20 protein-coding genes are annotated in these 19521 nt (G+C 67.1%); 4 read left to right on the top strand and 16 right to left on the bottom strand.

Features of this window, described 5'->3' with window-relative positions; genetic code table 11:
* Positions 1 to 18 precede the first annotated feature (18 nt).
* The 6 genes from CVN68_RS13005 to CVN68_RS12980 form a co-directional block, all read right to left on the bottom strand.
* Positions 19 to 1188: a murein hydrolase activator EnvC family protein gene (locus tag CVN68_RS13005; protein WP_100282588.1), complete on the bottom strand. Its 1170-nt coding sequence runs from the start codon at positions 1186 to 1188 to the stop codon at positions 19 to 21.
* A 3-nt stretch (positions 1189 to 1191) separates the two neighbouring features.
* A complete protein-coding gene (locus tag CVN68_RS13000; RefSeq protein ID WP_100282587.1) occupies positions 1192 to 1614 on the bottom strand; it encodes a 23S rRNA (pseudouridine(1915)-N(3))-methyltransferase RlmH in 423 nt (140 codons plus the stop codon).
* A 22-nt stretch (positions 1615 to 1636) separates the two neighbouring features.
* Entirely contained in the window at positions 1637 to 1948 is a 312-nt protein-coding gene (gene rsfS, locus CVN68_RS12995) for a ribosome silencing factor (protein WP_199560306.1), read from the bottom strand.
* Positions 1949 to 2026: 78 nt separating this feature from the next.
* A complete protein-coding gene (locus CVN68_RS12990; RefSeq protein WP_100282585.1) occupies positions 2027 to 2686 on the bottom strand; it encodes a nicotinate-nucleotide adenylyltransferase in 660 nt (219 codons plus the stop codon).
* Positions 2683 to 3030 carry a hypothetical protein gene (locus tag CVN68_RS12985; RefSeq protein ID WP_233503338.1) on the bottom strand — a complete coding sequence of 116 codons (348 nt, stop codon included), beginning with the start codon at positions 3028 to 3030 and terminating at the stop codon, positions 2683 to 2685. The genes CVN68_RS12990 and CVN68_RS12985 overlap by 4 nt, the downstream gene beginning before the upstream one ends.
* Positions 3027 to 4286 carry a glutamate-5-semialdehyde dehydrogenase gene (locus CVN68_RS12980; protein WP_100282583.1) on the bottom strand — a complete coding sequence of 420 codons (1260 nt, stop codon included), beginning with the start codon at positions 4284 to 4286 and terminating at the stop codon, positions 3027 to 3029. The genes CVN68_RS12985 and CVN68_RS12980 overlap by 4 nt, the downstream gene beginning before the upstream one ends.
* A 47-nt stretch (positions 4287 to 4333) precedes the next feature.
* Here CVN68_RS12980 and CVN68_RS12975 point away from each other — a divergent pair, with 47 nt between their 5' ends.
* Complete coding sequence (locus tag CVN68_RS12975; RefSeq protein WP_100282582.1) at positions 4334 to 5392, top strand: DUF3667 domain-containing protein; 1059 nt, start codon at positions 4334 to 4336, stop codon at positions 5390 to 5392.
* A gap of 4 nt (positions 5393 to 5396) precedes the next feature.
* On the opposite strand, the gene CVN68_RS12970 is transcribed toward CVN68_RS12975, so the two are convergent.
* The 7 genes from CVN68_RS12970 to CVN68_RS12940 all read right to left on the bottom strand — a co-directional run bounded on the left by CVN68_RS12970 (position 5397) and on the right by CVN68_RS12940 (position 13839).
* Complete coding sequence (locus tag CVN68_RS12970; protein WP_233503337.1) at positions 5397 to 5756, bottom strand: hypothetical protein; 360 nt, start codon at positions 5754 to 5756, stop codon at positions 5397 to 5399.
* Positions 5757 to 5833: 77 nt separating this feature from the next.
* On the bottom strand, positions 5834 to 7807 hold the full coding sequence (ftsH, locus tag CVN68_RS12965) for an ATP-dependent zinc metalloprotease FtsH (RefSeq protein WP_100282580.1): 1974 nt from the start codon (positions 7805 to 7807) through the stop codon (positions 5834 to 5836).
* A gap of 80 nt (positions 7808 to 7887) precedes the next feature.
* Positions 7888 to 8892 (bottom strand): tRNA lysidine(34) synthetase TilS, encoded by a 1005-nt coding sequence (tilS, locus tag CVN68_RS12960; protein ID WP_100282579.1) that lies wholly within the window; start codon positions 8890 to 8892, stop codon positions 7888 to 7890.
* A complete protein-coding gene (locus CVN68_RS12955) occupies positions 8870 to 9802 on the bottom strand; it encodes a tol-pal system YbgF family protein (protein WP_100282578.1) in 933 nt (310 codons plus the stop codon). Before CVN68_RS12955 ends, tilS begins: the two co-directional genes overlap by 23 nt.
* Positions 9803 to 9885: 83 nt before the next feature.
* Complete coding sequence (locus CVN68_RS12950; RefSeq protein WP_100282577.1) at positions 9886 to 10731, bottom strand: helix-turn-helix domain-containing protein; 846 nt, start codon at positions 10729 to 10731, stop codon at positions 9886 to 9888.
* Between the two features lie 109 nt (positions 10732 to 10840).
* Complete coding sequence (ptsP, locus tag CVN68_RS12945) at positions 10841 to 13117, bottom strand: phosphoenolpyruvate--protein phosphotransferase (RefSeq protein WP_100282576.1); 2277 nt, start codon at positions 13115 to 13117, stop codon at positions 10841 to 10843.
* Between the two features lie 59 nt (positions 13118 to 13176).
* Positions 13177 to 13839 (bottom strand): hypothetical protein, encoded by a 663-nt coding sequence (locus CVN68_RS12940; RefSeq protein WP_100282575.1) that lies wholly within the window; start codon positions 13837 to 13839, stop codon positions 13177 to 13179.
* Between the two features lie 173 nt (positions 13840 to 14012).
* Between CVN68_RS12940 and CVN68_RS12935 the strand changes: the two genes are divergently transcribed.
* Both CVN68_RS12935 and CVN68_RS12930 read left to right on the top strand, forming a co-directional pair.
* Entirely contained in the window at positions 14013 to 14354 is a 342-nt protein-coding gene (locus CVN68_RS12935) for a PadR family transcriptional regulator (RefSeq protein WP_100282574.1), read from the top strand.
* Complete coding sequence (locus CVN68_RS12930) at positions 14354 to 15322, top strand: hypothetical protein (protein WP_100282573.1); 969 nt, start codon at positions 14354 to 14356, stop codon at positions 15320 to 15322. The genes CVN68_RS12935 and CVN68_RS12930 overlap by 1 nt, the downstream gene beginning before the upstream one ends.
* A gap of 44 nt (positions 15323 to 15366) precedes the next feature.
* Here the strand turns inward: CVN68_RS12930 and CVN68_RS12925 are convergent, their stop codons facing one another.
* The 3 genes from CVN68_RS12925 to CVN68_RS12915 form a co-directional block, all read right to left on the bottom strand.
* Positions 15367 to 16398: an NAD(P)H-dependent flavin oxidoreductase gene (locus tag CVN68_RS12925; RefSeq protein ID WP_199560081.1), complete on the bottom strand. Its 1032-nt coding sequence runs from the start codon at positions 16396 to 16398 to the stop codon at positions 15367 to 15369.
* Positions 16399 to 16449: 51 nt separating this feature from the next.
* Positions 16450 to 17268, bottom strand: coding sequence for a hypothetical protein (locus CVN68_RS12920; protein WP_233503336.1), 819 nt, complete (start codon positions 17266 to 17268; stop codon positions 16450 to 16452).
* Between the two features lie 182 nt (positions 17269 to 17450).
* Positions 17451 to 18731 (bottom strand): aspartate kinase, encoded by a 1281-nt coding sequence (locus CVN68_RS12915; RefSeq protein WP_100282572.1) that lies wholly within the window; start codon positions 18729 to 18731, stop codon positions 17451 to 17453.
* 58 nt (positions 18732 to 18789) lie between these two features.
* On the opposite strand from CVN68_RS12915, the gene ubiG reads away from it, so the two are divergent.
* Positions 18790 to 19521, top strand: a complete 732-nt coding sequence (gene ubiG / locus CVN68_RS12910) for a bifunctional 2-polyprenyl-6-hydroxyphenol methylase/3-demethylubiquinol 3-O-methyltransferase UbiG (RefSeq protein ID WP_100282571.1) — start codon at positions 18790 to 18792, stop codon at positions 19519 to 19521.

Here is a 19521-nt window from a genome sequence, read left to right as displayed (position 1 = left end):
CGGCAATTACACGGCCTGTCAGTCGAGCAATTGCGCGAGGTCCATCGGCTGGCCCCGCCGGCGCAGCTCGATGGTGACGCGCGGATCGCCGCTTTTCCATGCGCGCCCGATCACTTGCCCCTGCGCGACCCGATCGCCGACGCGGACCGCGAGCCCACCCAGCCCGGCGATGAGCGAGGTCCAGCCGTCGCCATGATCGACGATCACCACGCCGCCATAGCCGCGGAACGGCCCGGCATAGACGATTCGCCCCGCGGCCGGGGCGACAGCGCGCGCATTGACCGCAGTGGCGAGCGTCAGCCCGCGGGCGCGGACCCCGGTCGCCGAGAGCTCGCCCATCCCGGTGACCAGCCTGCCCGCCACTGGCAGCCGATAGGCCGCTGTCCGCCTGGGCAGTGAGGCCGCCGCGTCCTCTGGACGCGGCAGCGGTCCGGGCAAGGCAAGGAGCTCGCCTTGCACCTGACTCGCCTCGTCCTGCGACTGCAATTGGTCGACCAGGTCGCGGGCGCGCTCGCCGAGGGCGAGGGCGCGATCCGATTCGATCAAGGCGCTGCGCCCGAGTTCCTGCGATCGCGCGCGATGCGTCGCCTCGAGCCGAACCAGCACGATCCGCTCGGCCTCCAGCCGCGCACGGCCGTCGCGCAGGCTCTTCACTGCGCCCGCGGCATTGGCGCGCAGCCGCTGAACACGGGTGAGCTCGCTGCGGACCTCGATCGTCCGCCGCTCGACTACCGGCAGAGTCGTGCCGAGCACCGCGCGGACATGGACCATGTCTTCGGTCGAGCCGGGCTGAATCAGCCCGAGCACTGCCGGCCGCCGCGCCATCGATTGCAGCGCCGCGATTAGCCGGACGATCGGACCCTGCCGTTCCGCAACCTGAACGCGCTGCGCCGCGAGTAGTCGGTCGACGATCGCGATCCGCGCCTCGGCCGCAGTGATTTCGGCTTGGGCAGCCTTGATCCGCTCGGCGGCTGCGGCTTCCTGGCCGCGGGCCTGGATCGCGCGATCACGTTCGTTGGCGGCGGCTGCCTCGAGCGCACGTGCGCGCGCCTTGGCGGCGTTCGAGGCGGCAGTGGCGGATTTCAGCCGCGCCTGTTGTTCGCGTAGTTCCTGCGCAGGCGCCATGCTCCCCGCGGCGAGCATCGCCAGCAAGGCGGCGGCGATGGCGATGCTCCGCGCGGGTCCCATCGCTCACCCTTCGCGGTGATAGGGATGGTTGGCAAGGATCGCGGTGGCGCGCCACAATTGCTCGGCGAGCATCGCGCGCGCCATCATGTGCGGCCAGGTCGCACGCCCGAACGACAGCAGCATGTCGGCGTCCCGCCTCTGTGCGTCATCGAAACCGTCGGCGGCGCCGATCAGGAACCGCGTTTCGCGCACGCCGTCGTCGCGCCATCGTCCCAGCCGTTCGGCCAGCACGCGAGAGGGCAGGTTCTCACCGGTCTCGTCGAGCATGATCACGCGAGTGCCGGTGCCGCGATCGGGCATCTTGCCGCCGGTGTCGGGAAGCTCGGTCACGCGCGTCGGCCAGACGATTCGCTTCAGATAGCGCTCGACCAGCTCGGCTTCAGCGCTCCGCCCGATGCGGCCGCGCGCGACGATGTGGAGCAGCATCTGCCGGCCGCTCCCTACGCGTTCAGGCCTGCCCCGCGGCTTCCCCGAACGACCACATGCGCTCGAGATTGTAGAAGGTGCGCACTTCGGGGCGGAACAAGTGGACGATCACGTCGCCTGCGTCGATCAGCACCCAATCGGCGGTGGGCAGCCCCTCGATGCGCGGGGATCGGCCGAACTCGGCCTTGATCTTCTCGGCGAGCTTGGTTGCCATCGACGCGACCTGCCTGGTCGAGCGGCCCGAGGCGACGACCATATAGTCGGCGATGCTGCTCTTGCCGGCGAGCGGGATCGAGACGGTTTCGACCGCCTGATCGTCGTCGAGCGAAGCCATCACGAGAGCGTGCAGTGCCTCGACGCCATCGGCACCGGGGGTGGACTGCACAGTGGGGGAAGTTGCCAAGTTAGTTCCTCAGGGTTGCAACAGGTCTGTGCGCGGCTGTGGAGACGGCACGGATTGCGTGGATATGGGTATTCCACGCACGTTCGAAAAGTGCCGGTGCCAGGCAGGATCGGCAGCGCGAATGCGTGTCGCCGAAGTCGGATCGGGGCGGAAGCGCAACAGCACGAGGCCGGGCAATCTCCAACTCGTCCATTTCTTTGCCTGGCCTGCGGGCCGCACAGCGCGCCGCAGCCAACTCATCGCGGGACTAGCGTGAGCCCGCGCATCATAGCCCGGACGTGCGATTATCGCAATCGGAACCTGTCGGGCAATCCGTCGCCAGTTGCGCCATTGGTGGAACTGGGCGAGATTGTCGGCGCCCATCAGCCAGATGAAGCGATGCTTCGGGTAGAGGCGCGGGAGCTTGGCCAAGGTGTCGGCAGTGTAGCGGGTGCGAAGCCGGGCCTCGACGTCGCTGACCCGGATCGGCGCGTGGCAGGCCATTTTCCGGGCCGAAGCGAGCCGGGCGGAGAAGGGCGCCATCCCAGCTTCCGGCTTGAGGGGATTGCCCGGCGAGACCAGCCACCACACTTCGTCGAGCCCGAGCGCGCGGATCGCATGGAGCGAGAGCTTGCGATGGCCCCTGTGCGCGGGATTGAACGAGCCGCCGAGCAGTCCGACGCGTTTCATTCGGGAAAGCGGTGAACGACTTCGATCACGTCCACAATCGCCGCGTTGAACGCGGGCAACTCGTCGGCGGGGATCCAATATTCCTGATGTGCGCGGCCGCCCGCTTCTTCGACCCGATAGTTGGCCAGGAAGGCGCGTTGTACCGCGAATCGAGTGACGAAGCCCGATCCACTCTCCCGAACATTCCAGTCGCGTGCGATCTTAACGGCATAGTCTTCGCTCGTGACCGGATAGAAGATCGGCTGCTCGGGTAAGCGCGGCGGGAAAGCTCGCATCCCGCTTTGCTGGATCAGGTCCAATTCCTTCGGACCGACGGGACGCCAGAGCGTCACGGTATCTGTCACGGACGGGCCTGTCCGGTCCCGCGCACCACCCATTTGTACGTCGTCAGCCCTTCGAGCGCGACCGGGCCGCGGGCGTGGAGGCGGCCGGTGGAGATGCCGATCTCGGCGCCGAGCCCAAACTCGCCGCCATCGGCGAACTGGGTCGAGGCGTTCCACATCACGATCGCACTGTCGACTTCGGCGAGGAAGCGTTCGGCAGTGGAAGCGTCTTCGGTGACGATCGCGTCGGTGTGGTGCGATCCGTGCGCGGCGATGTGCGCCATCGCGTCCGCGGCGCCGTCGACCAGCTTCACCGACAGGATCGCGTCGAGATATTCGGTGTCCCAATCCTCGGCGCTGGACGCCACGACGCGCGGCTCGATTGCGCGGACCTCGGCATCGCCGCGCAGCTCGCAGCCGGCATCGGCCAGCGCCACCAGCACCGGCGCCGGGTCCGCGAAGCCGCGGTCGATCAGCAAGGTCTCGGTGGCGCCGCAGATGCCGGTGCGCCGCATCTTGGCGTTGAGCGCGAGATCCCGCGCCATCGCCGGATCGGCCGCACGGTCGATGTAAGTGTGGTTGAGCCCGTCGAGATGGGCGAGCACCGGCACGCGTGCCTCGGCCTGCACCCGCGCGACAAGGCCTTTGCCGCCGCGCGGCACGACCATGTCGATCGCGCCCTCGGCAGTCAGCATCGCGCCAACTGCCGCGCGATCGGTGACGGAGACGAGCTGGACCGCGTCGACGGGCATGCCACCGGCTTCGAGCCCTTTGGCCAGTGCCGCATGGATCGCGCGGTTGCTGCGGATCGCTTCCGATCCGCCGCGCAGGATCGCCGCGTTGCCTGACATCGCACAGAGCGCGCCGGCATCGGCGGTAACGTTGGGCCGGCTCTCATAGATGATCCCGATCACCCCGATCGGGATCCGCACGCGCGTCAGCACCAGCCCGTTGGGGCGCTCGACGCGCTCGATCAGCTTGCCTACCGGATCGTCCAGCCGGGCAACGGCCTCGACTCCTGCGGCGGTCGCCTCGACCCGGCCCGCGTCGAGTCGCAGTCGGTCGAGCAATGCGCCCGACAGCCCCGATGCTTCGGCGGCGGCCATATCCTCGGCATTGGCCGCGACGATCGCGTCGCTCGCGTCGCGGATCGCGGCGGCCGCGGCGAGCAAGGCGCGGTGCTTCGCGTCGCTGTTCATCGCCGCTAGCCGCCGCGAAGCGGTACGCGCCCGCGCGGCCATGTCGGCGATCAGCATCTGGGTATCGGCATCGGCCATGCGGCACCCGCTAGCACGGCTTTGCGCAAGCTGGTAGGCCAAGGCGCATGGGGGAATTCGAAGCAGCCGGCGAGATCGTCACCGGAGGATTGCTCGGCCGTGCGATGGAGCCGCGGGCGGGCGAGGGGCAAAGCGAGGCACATCATATGTGCCTCAATTGCGGCACCGCGCTGATCGGGCCGCATTGCCACCATTGCGGGCAATCGGGGCACGTGCATCGCTCGTTACACGCGATCGGGCACGAGATCGTCCATGGCGTGTTCCATTTCGAGGGCAAGTTCTGGCGCACCTTGCCCCTGCTCACGTGGCGCCCGGGGGATCTCACCCGGCGCTACATTGCCGGCGAGCGCGCGCGCTTCGTCTCGCCGATGGCGATCTTCCTCTTCTCGATCTTCGCGATGTTCGCGGTCTTCTCGTTCGCGGGTATCGCGCCGCCGACGGACATGCGTGGAGTCAATGCCTATCCGCTTTCCGCGATCAAGACGCAGCGCGCCCAGGTCGACAAGGAACGCCGGAGGGCGATCGAGACGCGCGAAGATGCGGAGTCGGACGCGGCGGACCGCGCCAAAGCCGTCACGGACATTGCCGAGGCCGATGCGCGGCTGAAGGACCTCGATCTCGCGGCGAACCAGCTCAAGGAAGATCCGATCGAAGTGAAGGCGGCGCACACCGGCTGGTACACGCTGGATCACGGCATCGAGAAATGGCAGCAAAACCCCTCGCTGATGGTCTACAAGCTTCAGTCGAGCGTCTACAAATTCTCGTGGCTGCTGATCCCGCTATCGCTGCCTTTCCTGTGGCTGCTGTTCTTCTGGAAGCGCGCGTACAAGCTCTACGATCACGCGATCTTCATCACCTATTCGATCGCGTTCATGTCGTTGCTGTTCATCGTCATCACGCTCGCCGCGAAGGCGGGCGTTGCGCCGAAATGGCTGTGGGTGGCGAGCACGTTGATCCCGTTCGTCCACATCACCCGCCAGCTCAAACAGGCCTATCGGCTGCGCTGGTGGTCGGCCTTGCTGCGCGCGTTCGTGCTTACCCACTTCATCACGATCGTGCTGGTGCTGTTCCTGCTGATCCTCCTCGCGATGGGGATGATGGGCTGAGCGATCACCGGCACGGATAGGTTCGCTTCATATAGGCGTAGACCGCCGCCTTCATGCTCATTCCGCGCTTTGCCGGGGGGATTTTCTCGAGCTCGGCGAGCATCTGCCGCGGAGTGAGTTTGGGCTTGCCGGTTTCCGGAGGGCAACTGTGCGGCGTCTTGCCGGCGGCCCGCGCGACCCGCAGGTCCGCGGTGTAAGCAGCGCGGATCGACGCGACCTCGCGCTTGAGCAGTTCGGCGTCGGGCGAGAGCAGCGCGAGCGCGCCCTGCGCCTGCAGCGCCTTCGCCTTGGCGAGGAATTGCGCGACGCTCATTGCCTGCGCCGTCGTCGGAACCACCAGGCTCGACGCGACAACCGCAAACATCAGACGCCGCATACGAAAAACCCTCCCTCGATCACTCGGGGGAGGGCTAGCCGTGACGCGTTTAACGTCAACTGAACTTATGCGCCTTGCGGGGTCGGATTTCCGAACGGACCCTTGGGCTTGCGGATCTTGGGGATCGAAGTGCCCGCGGCCGCGACCGGGCTCGCCTTGGCGCCCGGATCCTCGCGGTCGAGGGTCTCGCCCGCGATCAGCCGCTTGATCTCGTCGCCGGTCAGCGTCTCGTACTCGAGCAGCGCCAAGGCGAGGCTGTGGAGCTGATCGATATGGTCGGTCAGCACCTGTTTGGCGCGGTTGAGTCCGCCTTCGACGAGCTTCTTGATCTCGCCGTCGATCAGCTTCGCGGTCTCGTTGGACATCGGCGCCGCGCGGCTGCCGCCATAGCCGAGATAGCTCTGCTCGTCCTCGGCATATTCGAGCGGACCGACCGCTTCGGACATGCCCCATTTGGTCACCATCGAACGCGCGAGACGCGTCGCCGACTGGATGTCCGACGATGCGCCCGAGCTGACCCGGTCATAGCCGAAGATCAATTCCTCGGCGACGCGGCCGCCCATCGCGATCGAGAGATGCGCGTACATCTGGTCGCGGTGCATCGAGTTCTGGTCGCGCTCGGGCAGGCGCATCACCATACCCAGAGCGCGGCCGCGCGGGATGATCGTCGCCTTGTGGATCGGGTCCGAAGCCGGCTCGTGCATCGCGACGATGGCGTGACCGGCCTCGTGATAAGCGGTCATCCTTTTCTCGTCCTCGGTCATCAGCATCGACTTGCGCTCGGCGCCCATCATGACCTTGTCCTTGGCGTCCTCGAACTCGCTCATCGCGACGAGGCGCTTGCCGCGGCGTGCCGCGAGCAATGCCGCCTCGTTGACGAGGTTCGCCAGATCGGCGCCCGAGAAGCCCGGGGTGCCGCGCGCGATGACGCGCGGATCGACGTCGGGTGCCAGCGGCACCTTCTTCATGTGAACCGACAGAATCTTGACCCGGCCTTCGATGTCGGGGCGCGGCACCACGACCTGGCGGTCGAAGCGACCCGGGCGCAGCAATGCGGGATCGAGCACGTCGGGGCGGTTGGTCGCCGCGATGATGATGATGCCTTCGTTCGCCTCGAAGCCGTCCATCTCGACGAGCAGCTGGTTGAGCGTCTGCTCGCGCTCGTCATTCTGATTGCCGAGGCCGGCGCCGCGCGAACGGCCCACCGCGTCGATCTCATCGATGAAGACGATGCACGGGGCCGACTTCTTGGCCTGCTCGAACATATCGCGGACACGGGATGCGCCGACGCCTACGAACATCTCGACGAAGTCCGAACCCGAGATAGTGAAGAAGGGAACGCCCGCCTCACCTGCGATCGCGCGGGCGAGCAGGGTCTTGCCGGTGCCGGGCGAGCCGACGAGCAACGCGCCCTTGGGGATCTTGCCGCCGAGGCGGGCGAACTTGGTCGGGTCCTTGAGGAACTCGACGATTTCCTGGAGCTCCTCGCGGGCCTCGTCGATGCCGGCGACGTCGTCGAAAGTGACCTTGCCTTCCTTCTGCGTCAGCAGCTTGGCGCGGCTCTTGCCGAAGCCCATCGCGCCCGAGCCGGAATTCTTCTGCATCTGGCGCAGCACGAAGAAGGCGATGCCGAGGAAGAGCAGGAAAGGGAGCGACTGAACGAGAATATACTGCCAGATCGACGCACCTTCTTCAGGACGCGCGTTGATCGCCACGCCCTTCTCGCGCAGCGTCGAAATCAGCTGCGGATCGTTGGGCGCATTGGTGCGGAAGCGCGCGTCGCTGGACAGCGTGCCGGAGACAACGCTGGTGCCGGCGGTGCCAGCGGCGATATTGACCGATTTTACTTCGCCGGCCTGAACCTTGTCGAGGAAGGCCGAATAGGACAGCGCGTCGCCGGCGGCCTGGCCGCTCGGGCGATCGAGCAAATTCACGAACAGCGCCAAAGCTGCGAGAATGCCCACCCAGATCAGGAGGCTCTTCATCCAGGGATTGCCGCCGCTGTTTTCGGGACCCTGCGGCTTGTTGTTGTCGTTCATATCGAGCTCGATACCTTTCGCCGACCAAGATAGGCACGGCCAAGTTAATGGCAATGGAACAACCGAGTTGTTTGGGTCGATCAGTGTGATCGACGCGCCGGAGCTGCGCTGAAACGCCATTCAGCATGTTTCGCGCTGGCTTTCACCCCCGCAATCGTACCGGTGCGGCCTTGCTCGAGAGTCGTGAGCAGCCGGTCGAGCCCGCCGATCCGCCACGCGCCCGGCATTTCCGCATCGGCGCGCACGGTATCGATCGCCAATTGAGTCAGCCGGCGCAGCAGTCCGCGCGGCAGTCCGGCAGGATCGAAGGCCACGTCGGGCAGATCCCAGCGGCGGCGCAGCAGCCATTCGCGGGCGGCGATCTCCATCAGCGTGCGCTCGGCCTCGGCCGCATGCGCCGCGCTGGCGGCGAGCGCGGGCACGTCCAGCTCCGGGTTGTGCGCGATCAGGTCGCGGAAGCGCGTGCGGTCATAAGCGGGATCGACGTTGCTCGGATCATCGACGAACGGTGCTTCCGCGGCTTCCACGATCGCGCGAAGCTCGGCGCGCCGCCACCCGAGCAAGGGCCGCACGATCAACAGCTCGCGATCGAACCAGGTGGCGAGGCGCCGCGCACGAATGCCGGCCAATCCCGGGGTGCCCGAGCCGCGCGCGGCGCGCATGAGGAAAGTTTCTGCCTGGTCATCGGCGTGATGCGCGGTGGCGAGCGCGCTGGCGCTGGCATCATGCGCCCAATTGAGTAGCTTGGCATAGCGCGCCTCGCGCGCCTGCGCCTGTACGCTCGCGCCGTCGATCGGCGTTTCCACCGTCAGGATGGCATGGGGCACCGCCAGGTCCCGGCATAGCCGCGCCACCATCGCCGCCTCGTCCGCCGCCGCAGGGCGAAGGCCATGATCCACCGTGGCGGCGCAGAGCCTTGCTGGCATCGCAGCCTTGGCGAGTAGCAGCATCGCCACGCTGTCCGCGCCGCCCGAAACCGCCAAGGCGAGTCGTCCGGGTCCGGGCGCCAACGCCTCCAGATCGCGGCGAAATCGCGCGACGAGCTCCGCCGGCGGCGTCAGCTCACTTGCACTTTTGTACGACACGTCCCTCGGCCACGCCGGTCTTCATCTCCGCCGACAGCCGCGCGCCATAAAGCTGGTCGAGCTCGGTATAGACCTTGCACACTTCGCTCGCCGGCTTCTTCAGCTTGGTGAGCGCCTGGGCCAGATAATAGAGGCTGTCGGGGGCACGTTCGCCGTTCGGGTTCTTCTTATAATTCTCGTAAAAGGCGACCGCGGCGAGGCTCGGCGCGCCGGCGTCGAGATAGGCGCGGCCGAGCAAATTCTGCGAATAGCTCGCGCGGCGGTGGTTCGGATATTTGGTGACCACCGCCTCGAGCTCGCGGCGCGCCTCGGGATAGAGCTTGGCCGACCATAGCCGGAAACCGTAGAGATAGCCGTCCTCGGCCGCATCGCCGCTATTGGGCTTCTCCACCGCGGCGACTTGCTGCGCGCGCGTGCCGGTCGGCCTGGGCTTGTCCTCGGCGGGGGGACGCGTCGGCCGCGCGGGCGCCTCGCCAAGGTCGACGGGCGCGATTATCGGATCGCCGCCGGAAGCGCCGGGGTTTGATCCGGCCGTCTCCAATGCCTTCAACCGGGCGTCGGTAGCGCGCTTATAGGCATTGAATCCATCCTCGAGCTGCTTCAGCCGATAGCCGTCCTGTTCGACCTGCCCAGTCAGCGTCTGGACCTGGTTCTCCAGCGCGGCGACGCGCTGGGTGAGATCGGTGATCGGGGTGCCCGCCGGGGTTCCGGAAACTTCGGTGCCGCTCTCCGGCACGATCTGCGGCTCGATCGTCTGGCCGCCGCCGCCGGGAAAGACCTTGCGCTGCACTGCGCGCATCTCGCGCTCGAGCCGATCGACCCGGCCTTCCACCGCCGTCGACTGGGCATGGGCAACGCCCGTTCCCGCAACAAGAGCCGTCAAAGCGGCCGCGGCCATTAGATAACGCATTTCGTCACACCCCCCGGTGCAGGATTTCGGGAATTAATAAACGTGCAGCCGGTATAGCTGACACACGGCGCCTGTCGCCAGCCTTAAGGAAAGGTGGTCGCGTTGCCAGCGGGAGCGTCTCCGGCTGCGGCAGACGGCGTCGCCGGCGCGCCCGGCTGCTGGCCGCGCGCCTGCAGCGCCGCGGCGCTCACTTCGGCCTCGACCGTCTCGACGCCGGTGCCGAGCGGGGCGACGTTCGATCCGTTGAGCAGCACCTGAAGCCGGTCGGGCCGGCCGGTGCGGACGCGTGGACGATCGGCGCTCGCAGGCACGTCATAGCGCTCGCCGGCCGCCATTTCCTTCTCGAACAGTCGCTTGCCGCTCGCGTCGGTGACGCGCAGCCACACGGTGTCGATCGCGACGAGAGTGACTTGCCCGCCGCTGATGACCGGCGCCGGCGTCGGCACCGCCGCCGCGGCATTGCCGGCGTCCACATTCTCGATCGCGACCGGTTCGTCGCTCGACGCGCCGCCACGGAACAGGTTGGTGCCGTACCAGAGCCCGACTCCGATCAGCACGAGGATCGCGACGATCGCGCCCATCAGGGCAATGCCGCGCGACGGCACCCGCGAGCGCTCGTCGAAGTCATAGGCCGGCGGCGGCGCGGGGCGTTCGGGCAGATCACCGAGCTCCTCGCGCAGCTGGCGGCCGATCGCGACCTCGTCGGCCCCCACCACGCGGGCATAGGCCTTGGCGAAGCCCATCGTATAGGTGATCGAGGGCAGACCGGTATAATTGCCGTTCTCGATCGCCTCGAGATGACGCTGCGGGATGCGGGTGCGGCTGGCGATCTCGCTCAGCTCGAGCTTCTGCGCCTCGCGCGCCGCACGGAGTTTCTCGCCCACGGTGGCGGGAAACAGCGTCGCGTTGTCGGCGGATTCGCCTTCCATTATTACCTCCGGCGGAAGGGGTTGCGGCCCGAAGCGCTCCCGCCTTTGCGCGGGTGTCCCTCAGCAGGCTGCGCCTGTCAACGCTGCCGTCCGCAAATCGGGCGAAAGATCAGGCCAGTTCGATCGAATGCTCGACGGCCCATGCAGTCAACGGCTCGCGCAACGATCTGCCAGGTTCGGCGAGCCACGTCTGCATCGCGTCGATCAGCGCCGCGCGATCGAGCGAGCGCACCATCGCCTTGATCGGTCCCACCGCCGCCGGGGTGATCGACAGCCGGTCGATGCCGAGCCCGATCAGCGCCATCGCCTCCAGCGGCCGCCCGCCCATCTCGCCGCATACCGCCACCGGTACGCCGGCTGTCCGCGCCTGATCGACCACGCGCTTGAGGAAGCGCAGGATCGATGGGCTCAACCAGTCATAGCGTAGCGCCAGCTTGGGATGCGCGCGATCGGCGGCGAACAGGAACTGAGTGAGGTCGTTGGTGCCGATCGACAGGAAGTCGATCTTCGGCAGCAAGATGTCGAGCACTTCGGCGAGCGCCGGCACTTCGAGCATCGCGCCGTAGCGGATCTCGGTCGGCATCTTCTTGCCCCGCGCCGCGAGCCAGGCGCGTTGCGCCTCGAATAGTTCGCGCGCCGCGTCGAACTCCCACGGCTCGGAAACCATCGGAAACATGATGTTGAGGGTGCGTCCGGCGCCCGCCTCGATCAGCGCGCGCGCCTGCGCCTTCATCAGCCCGTCGCGATCGAGCGCGAGCCGCAGCGCGCGCCAGCCCATCGCCGGATTCTCTTCCTCGCCGTCCTCGTCATGATTGAGATAGGGCAGCGCCTTGTCGCCGCCGATATCGACGGTGCGGAAGGTCACGGGGCGGTCGCCAGCGGCCTCGAGCACGTCCTTGTACAACCGTCTTTGCGCCTCGCGTTGCGGAAGCGTCGCCGAGACGAGGAACTGGAATTCGGTGCGGAACAGCCCGATCCCGTCGGCGCCGGTCAGGTCCAATGCGGCGAGGTCGTCGCGAAGCCCGGCATTGATCATCACCGTGATGCGATGCCCGTCGCTGGTCACCGGCACTTCGCCGCGCAATTGCGCGAAGGCGGCGCGGCGCTTCTGGCTGACCACCAATTTGGCTTCGAATGCCTCGATCATCGCCGGGCTGGGGCGAATGAACACGCTCTCCTCACTGCTGTCGAGCAGCAGCATGTCGCCCTCGGCGATGAGCCGGCGGATGTCGCGGACGCGGCCGAGCACGGGCACCCCCATCGCCCGTGCGACGATCGTCACGTGCGCAGTGAGCGAGCCCTCCTCGAGGATCACGCCCTTCAATCGGCGCCGGTCATATTCGAGCAATTCGGCGGGGCCGAGGTTGCGCGCGATCAGGATCGAATCGTGCCGCAGCCCCATCTGCGCGGCGGTGCCCAATTGTCCGGAGACGATGCGCAGCAGGCGGTTGGAGAGATCCTCCAGATCGTGCATCCGATCGCGCAGTAGCGCGTCGTCGATCTCGCGCATACGCTGGCGAGTGCGCTGCTGGACGCGCTCGATCGCCGCCTCGGCGGTGAGGCCCGAATCGATCGCCTCGTTGATCCGCCGCGACCAGCCTTCGTCATAGGCGAACATCTTGTAGGTCGCGAGCACCTCGTCATGCTCGCCGCCGCCGCCGAATTCGGCCTGGCTCGCCATGCGCTCGATCTGGTCGCGCATCTTGTCGAATGCCGCATAGACCCGGTGGCGCTCGACCTCGACATCCTCCGCCACGGTATGCTCGATGGTAATGCGCGGCTGGTGGAACACGGCGACGCCCGCCGCCATTCCATCGACCAGCTTGAAGCCTTGCGAATGTGCCGCTGCGGTCGGCTGGGGGCGCGTCGATGCCGCGCCGGTCGCGTCGATCAAATCGGCGTTGGCGATCAGCTCGGACAGTACCATCGCCACGGTCTGCAGTGCCTCGATCTCGACATCGGCATAGCGTCGCGGCTCGACATGCTGGACCGCGAGCACGCCCACCGCGCGTTCGCGGCGGATCACCGGAACGCCGGCGAAGCTATGGAACCGGTCTTCGCCGGTCTCGGGGCGATAGGCGAAGTCAGGGTGCGTGGCCGCTTCGTCGAGGTTCAGCGTCTCGACATTCTTGGCGATCGTGCCGACCAGACCCTCGCCTAGCGCGAGCTTGGTGACATGCACCGCTTCCTGCGCGAGGCCGCGGGTGGCGAACAGCTCGAGCAGCCCTTCGCGCAGCAGATAAATCGAGCAGACTTCGCTATCGAGCGCCGTACCGATGATCTCGACGACCGAGTTCAGTTTGGACTGCGCAGGCAGCCGTTTCGCCATCACGTCGTGGAGGCGGGTCAGGATCTCGCGGGCGGAGGCAGCGGCGGTGAGGGCCATGCCCTCGCGCTAACAGATTGCGTGGGCCCGCGCTATTCTCCCCGCGGCGCGGCCGCCCCTCACGGAACCAGCGCGCTCAGCTGCCGCGACGCCGTGTCGGCTGATGCCATCGCGACCGGCGGAGCGTCGCCGCGCTGCCAGCTGGCGTAAGCTACGCGATACGTCTCATAGCCGCGGTAGAAGTCGGTGAACGGGGCCTCGAGCCGGGGCAGTGCCTCGGCGGCGAAATCGGCGAACTGGACGGGCTCGACGGTCTCGGCGCGGGCGAGCACTTCGCGTGCGGCCCTGCAGAAGCCGTCATGCGCGGGCGGCTGGGCGAAGAAATTGTAGACCCGGGTCATCTGACGATCGTGCACGTCTTCCCAGCCCGCGCCGTGGCGGGCGCGATAGCTGCTCTTCACGCCGGCATCGGCTGCGGCGAGGCTCTCGCGCTGCGCGCGGAGCAGCCGGTTATAGGAGGCGACGGTCTCGCGCTCCGCTTCATCGCGGCAGCCGAGCGCGGCGACGTTGAGCGCGGCGCGGACGTGCCAGCTCGCCTCGTCGCGGCTGAGGTCGCGATTGGGCGTGGCGTAGCGGCCCTGCGCATCGCGCGCCGGAATCGTCTGGTTCGGCGCGGCACCCGCGGGCGCCACCGGTGGCGCATCGAAACGCTGGGCCGCGGCGGGCGGCGCAATCAGCACCGCGCTGGAAAACGACAAAAGCACGCGAGCAAGAAGCTTCATGGAACCCACCCCGCCGATCGACGTGGTGAGTCACGCGCCTCGGTCCTTCATTATAGAAAGGGGCGGAAAGTCAGAGGCTTGGTTGGCCTCCGGAGAATCACGATTCACCCCCCTTGCATTTGTACATACTGTTTGACATACAGTGTGCGATGCATACCATGTGAGACACGGCAGTGCCCATTGAAGAAGATCTGTTTGAAAAGCTGCGCGTCGAGCTTCGGCGCGGTTCGCTGGTGTTGGCGGTGCTCGGAGCGCTGCGCGAGGAGCGCTACGGCTATACGCTGCGCACGAGCCTCGAAGAGGCAGGGCTGCCGATCGACGAGGGCGCGCTCTATCCGCTGCTGCGCCGGCTGGAGACGCAGGGGCTGCTGACCAGCGAATGGCGCGAGGAGGCGAAGCGCAACAAGCGGTTCTACCGGCTCTCGCCCGACGGGCTCGAGATCCTCGCCCGATTGCTCGGCGAATGGAATGCGATCTCGGAATCGATTCTGCGGCTCACCGGAAAGGACAAGTGATGGACCTCGTCGAACGCTATCTGGGCGCCGTCCGCTGGAACCTGCCCGCGGGCAGGGCCGACGACATCGTCGCCGAGCTGGGCGATCTGATCCATGCCCGGATCGAGGATCGCGAGGAGTCGCTGGGCCGTCCGCTGGCGAAAAGCGAGATCAGCCAATTGCTCAAGGAATTCGGTCATCCGCTTGCGGTCGCCGGTCAATATCATGAGCAGCGCGTGCTGATCGGGCCCGAGGTCTTTCCGTTCTATTGGTTCGCCCTGCGCGTCTGGCTCGCCGTGGTCGCGGTGATCGAGGCGGTCCAGATCGGCGGACGCGTGATCGTCGGCAGCCAGTCGGTCGCGCAGGCGCTGGCGCACGGCATGGGCCAGGCCTTCGAAACATTGCTCTTCCACGCAGCACTCGCGACGCTGACCTTCGCGGTGATCGAGCGAGCCGGCTGGCTGGCCACCTATCTCGAGCGCTGGAAGCCTGAGGAACTGCCTGAGCTATCGCCATTGCCCGCCCAGTCGCCGCGGCGAGCGTCGCGCTGGGAAGGGGTGTTCAGTATCGCGTTCGGGATTGCCTTTCTCGGCTGGTGGAGCGGGTCGGTCGAATTGCCGCTGATTCCGCGCGACGCCGACGTGACTGTCCACGCCGCGCCGATCTGGGCACGGCTCTATTGGCCCGTGGTCGCGCTGGTCTGGCTGCATATCGTCCAGAATCTGGTTACGTTGGTCCGTCCAACGTGGAAGCGCGCGCGTGCCCTGCTGATCATGTTGGTCGCCGGTGGAACCGTGGCGCTCGCGGCCATGCTCCATGAAGCGAGCTCACTGGTGGTCGTCACATCCGGCGACGCGATACAGAGGCTGCATCTCCAGGAGAGCCTCGATCGGGCGTTCGCGATTGCAGTGATCGCGGTGCCCGTGATGGCGATCGTGCAAGCCGCCGCCGAACTGTGGAAGCTCTATCGCGAGCGGTCGGCCCGCTGAGCCTCAAGCGTCATCCCGGCTTTGGCCGGGATGACGTACGGTTCCTAGACCGCGCGCTTCTCCAGCGCGTGCGCCGCTTCGGCCATCAGCGTCGCGATGATCTCGGCGACGGGCTCTTCCTTCTTGACCATGCCGACCGACTGGCCCGCCATCACGCTGCCATGCTCGACATCGCCGTCGATCACTGCGCGGCGCAGCGCGCCCGCCCAATAATGCTCGATCTGGAGCTGGGCCTCCATCATCTCGACCTTGCCCGCGTCGAGCAGCAGCGCGACTTCGCGCTGCTTGGCAGTGAACAGTTCGCCGGCGGCGTTCTTGAGCGCGCGCACCGGGATCACCGGCAGGCGCGGATCGATCTGGACGCTGGCGGTCGCGTCGCGGGCGGAAGCGCGGATGAACGCCTTCTTGAAATTGGCGTGGGCGATGCTTTCGGTTGCGCAGACGAAGCGGGTGCCGAGCTGGACGCCGGCCGCACCCATATCGAGATAGCCGGCGATCGCCTCGCCGCGGCCGATCCCGCCCGCGACGAACACGGGGACCTGTTCGCTGACTTCGGGCAGGATCTCCTGCGCGAGCACGCTGGTCGAGACCGGGCCGATATGCCCGCCGGCTTCCATGCCCTCGACGACCAGTGCGTCGACGCCCGAGCGGATCAGCTTCTTGGCAAGGCTGAGCGCCGGCGCGAAGCAGATCAGCCTGGCGCCGAATTCCTTGATCGCGTCGAGGCTCCCGGCGGGGGGCAGCCCGCCCGCGAGCACGACATGGGTGACCGCGTGCTTTTTGCACACCGCGATCAGCTCGAGCAGCTGCGGGTGCATCGTGATCAGATTGACGCCGAACGGCTTATCAGTGAGCGCCCTGGTCCCGGCGATCTCCTTGTCGAGTTGCTCGGGGTTCATCGCGCCGCAGGCGATCAGCCCGAATCCGCCCGCGTTCGACATCGCCGAGACGAGGTTGCGCTCGCTCACCCACGACATCGCGCCGCACATGATCGCGACCTCGCTGCCGAGGAACTCGCATCCGCGTGCCATGCGGCGGGCCAGGCGCTCGGCGCCGATACTGCTATTTGTGGTCATGGCGGCAGGGCCTAGCCCCGTGCACGGTGTCCCGGCAAGCCGGAAGGCAGTTCATTCGTTGTCGGCGCCGCCGGCGTTGCGCCCGGCGACGGTGTAGGTGATCCGGATCCCCACCCAGGTGCCGATCATCTCCTTGCCGCCGACGCGCGGCGCGCGCACGCGGAACTGGAACGCAGCCTGCCGCACTGACCCGGCATAGCCCGAGCCCCGCGGGGCCTCGCCGAGCTCCTGGCAATCCTCCACCTGATGATTGGAGATGACGCGGCACGCGATATAGCCCCAGCCTGGGCGATTAAGCGCACGGCTCGAAATATAGGGCCGGAGTTCGGCGTTGGTCGGTTCGCGCCGATACCATTCGGCGGCATAGAGCGGCTCGCCATTGGGGGCTTTGCCGACCACCGCGGTGTCTCCGGGCCGGCTTCCCGAAGCGGCTGTCGCCGTCTCGCCCGCTGTCGGTGCCGCCGGCACCGAGCCCTTTCCCTTGATGTCGGCAGCGGCATATTCGCGCCGCGTCATCCGGACGAAAGTGGACGGGAGCGGTGTCTGCTCGGGCTCGGGCGGGGGCGGCGTTTCCACCGGCTTGGAGAGCTCGGGTTGCGCCTTTTCGCGTGCAGCGCTCTTCGCGGCCGCCTTTTTCTGTTCGGTGCGCGCGGGTTCCTCGGTCTCGCCGGGCACCGTGTCGATCCCGAATGTCGTCGTGGTGGGGGGCGGCCTCTTGTCGAGAATCGCCGGCGCCATGAACCACAGCAGCAGCGCCAGCCCCAGCTCGACGATGAGCGCCAGCGCGAACGCCACGCCGCGCTGGCCGAACGAAGCGCGCAGCCGGGCGGAAGCGCTCGGGCGCGGTTCGATGGAATCGGCTACGGACAAGGCGGTGCGAGCGATGCCGCCCGAAGGCGGCGGAAAGATGTCAGCCGCCCTGGCATTGCGTGCTGGCAATGTAGGATTTAATCCGCTTTACCCTGATCGATGGAGACCAGCCCGCCTCGTTGACTCGCCGCGCGCAAAACCGCGAATCGAGTCAAGCGAGTCAACCACCTTCCGGTTGTCGATCAGGCCGCGGCGTCTTCCGCGTCGAGGCCATAGGCAGTGTGCAGCACGCGCACCGCGAGCTCGGTATAATCTTCCTCGATCAGCACCGAGACCTTGATCTCGCTGGTGGTGATCGCCTGGATGTTGATCCCGCGCTCGCCCAAAGTCTTGAACATCGTCGCGGCGACGCCGGCATGGCTGCGCATGCCCACGCCGACCACCGAGATCTTGGCGACCCGCGTGTCCTGGATCAATTCGGCAAATCCAATCGCCGCCCTGGACTGGGTGAGCGTCTCGATCGAGCGGGCGAGGTCGGCGGCGGGCACCGTGAAGGTGACGTCGGTGGCGCTCGCCGAACCTGCGCTTTGATGCGCGATATTCTGGATGATCATGTCGACGTTGATGTTGGCGTCGGCGAGTGGAGTGAAGATCGACGCGACCGCGCCGGGCTTGTCGGGCACTGCGGTCAACGTGATCTTGGCTTCGTTCTTGTCGTGCGCGATGCCGGTGATGAGCTGGCTTTCCACGTCCTGAATCTCCTCTTCGCCGACGATCATCGTGCCGGGCAATGTGTCCGCCATCGGCGCGGTGTCGCCGGTGAACGACGACAGCACCTGAACGCGGACCTGTTCCTTCATCGCCAGACCCACCGAGCGTGTCTGGAGCACCTTGGCCCCGACGCTGGCGAGTTCGAGCATTTCCTCGTACGTCACCTTCTTGAGCTTGCGGGCCCGGGGGACGATGCGCGGGTCGGTGGTGTAGACGCCGTCGACATCGGTGTAGATGTCGCAGCGATCGGCCTTGACCGCCGCGGCTACTGCGACTGCGCTGGTGTCCGATCCGCCGCGGCCGAGCGTAGTGACGCGGCCGCTCTCGTCATTGGTCACGCCCTGGAAGCCGGGGATCACTGCGACTTCGCCGCGCGACCAGCCTTCTTCGAGCCCGTGCGAGTCGATCGACTGGATGCGCGCCTTGGCGTGCGCGCTGTCGGTCCAGATCGCCACTTGCGATCCCAGCCATGAGCGGGCCGGCACGCCGATCGCCTGCAGCGTCATCGCCAGCAGCCCGCTGGTGATCTGCTCGCCGCTCGACACCACCACGTCATATTCGCGTGGATCGTAGAGCGAGCTCGCCTCGCGGCAGAAGCCGACCAGCCGGTCGGTCTCGCCTGCCATCGCCGAGACGACCACTGCGACCTGATTGCCCGCTTCCCATTCGCGTTTGACGCGCGCGGCGACACTGCGGATCCGCTCGATGCCGGCCATCGAGGTGCCGCCGAACTTCATCACGATGCGTGCCATGTCGGGTGCTTGTTTTCCGGGCCTTGGGTAGGATGGACCGGCCTGATAGGAGGCGGCCATGGCGAACGCAACCAAAGCAACTATTGACCGCGGTGAAGCTGAGCATTTCGGCAAGCTGGCGGCGGACTGGTGGAATCCCGCGGGTTCGTCGGCGATGCTCCATCGGCTCAATCCGGCGCGGCTGGCCTATGTCCGCGAAGTGACCGACGCGCATTTTGACGGCGACGGCATGTCGTTCGCCCCGCTGGCGGGCAAGACCGCGCTCGACGTCGGCTGCGGCGCCGGGCTGCTCGCCGAGCCGCTCGCCCGGATGGGCGCGAAGGTCACCGGGCTCGACGCCGCGCCCGAGAATATCGGCGCCGCCCGCGCGCATGCCGCCGCGATGGGGCTAGATCTGGAATATGTCGCCGGCGGGATCGAGGACCTGCCCGGCCGCCGCTTCGATCTGGTTACTTCGATGGAAGTGATCGAGCATGTCTCGAACCCGGCGGCGTTCGTCGCCGGTCTTGCCGACGCGCTCGCGCCCGGCGGGCTGATGATCCTCTCGACACCCAACCGCACGGCGCTGTCCCGCCTCGCGATGATCACCCTCGGCGAAGGCACCGGCGCGATCCCCAAAGGGACGCACGACTGGCACCAGTTCCTCACCCCCGACGAACTCACCGCGTTGCTCGAAGGCGCCGGGCTCAAGGTCTCCGATCTGCGCGGCCTCGGCTTCTCGCCCGCCCGCGGTTTCGTGCTCCGCGACGATACCAGCCTCGATTATCTGGTCACCGCCCGCCGGGGGTGA

Source organism: Sphingomonas psychrotolerans, assembly GCF_002796605.1.
In the GTDB taxonomy this organism is placed as follows: domain Bacteria; phylum Pseudomonadota; class Alphaproteobacteria; order Sphingomonadales; family Sphingomonadaceae; genus Sphingomonas; species Sphingomonas psychrotolerans.
Note: the sequence above shows the minus strand (reverse complement) of the source record. Positions and strands in the feature narration are given on the sequence as shown.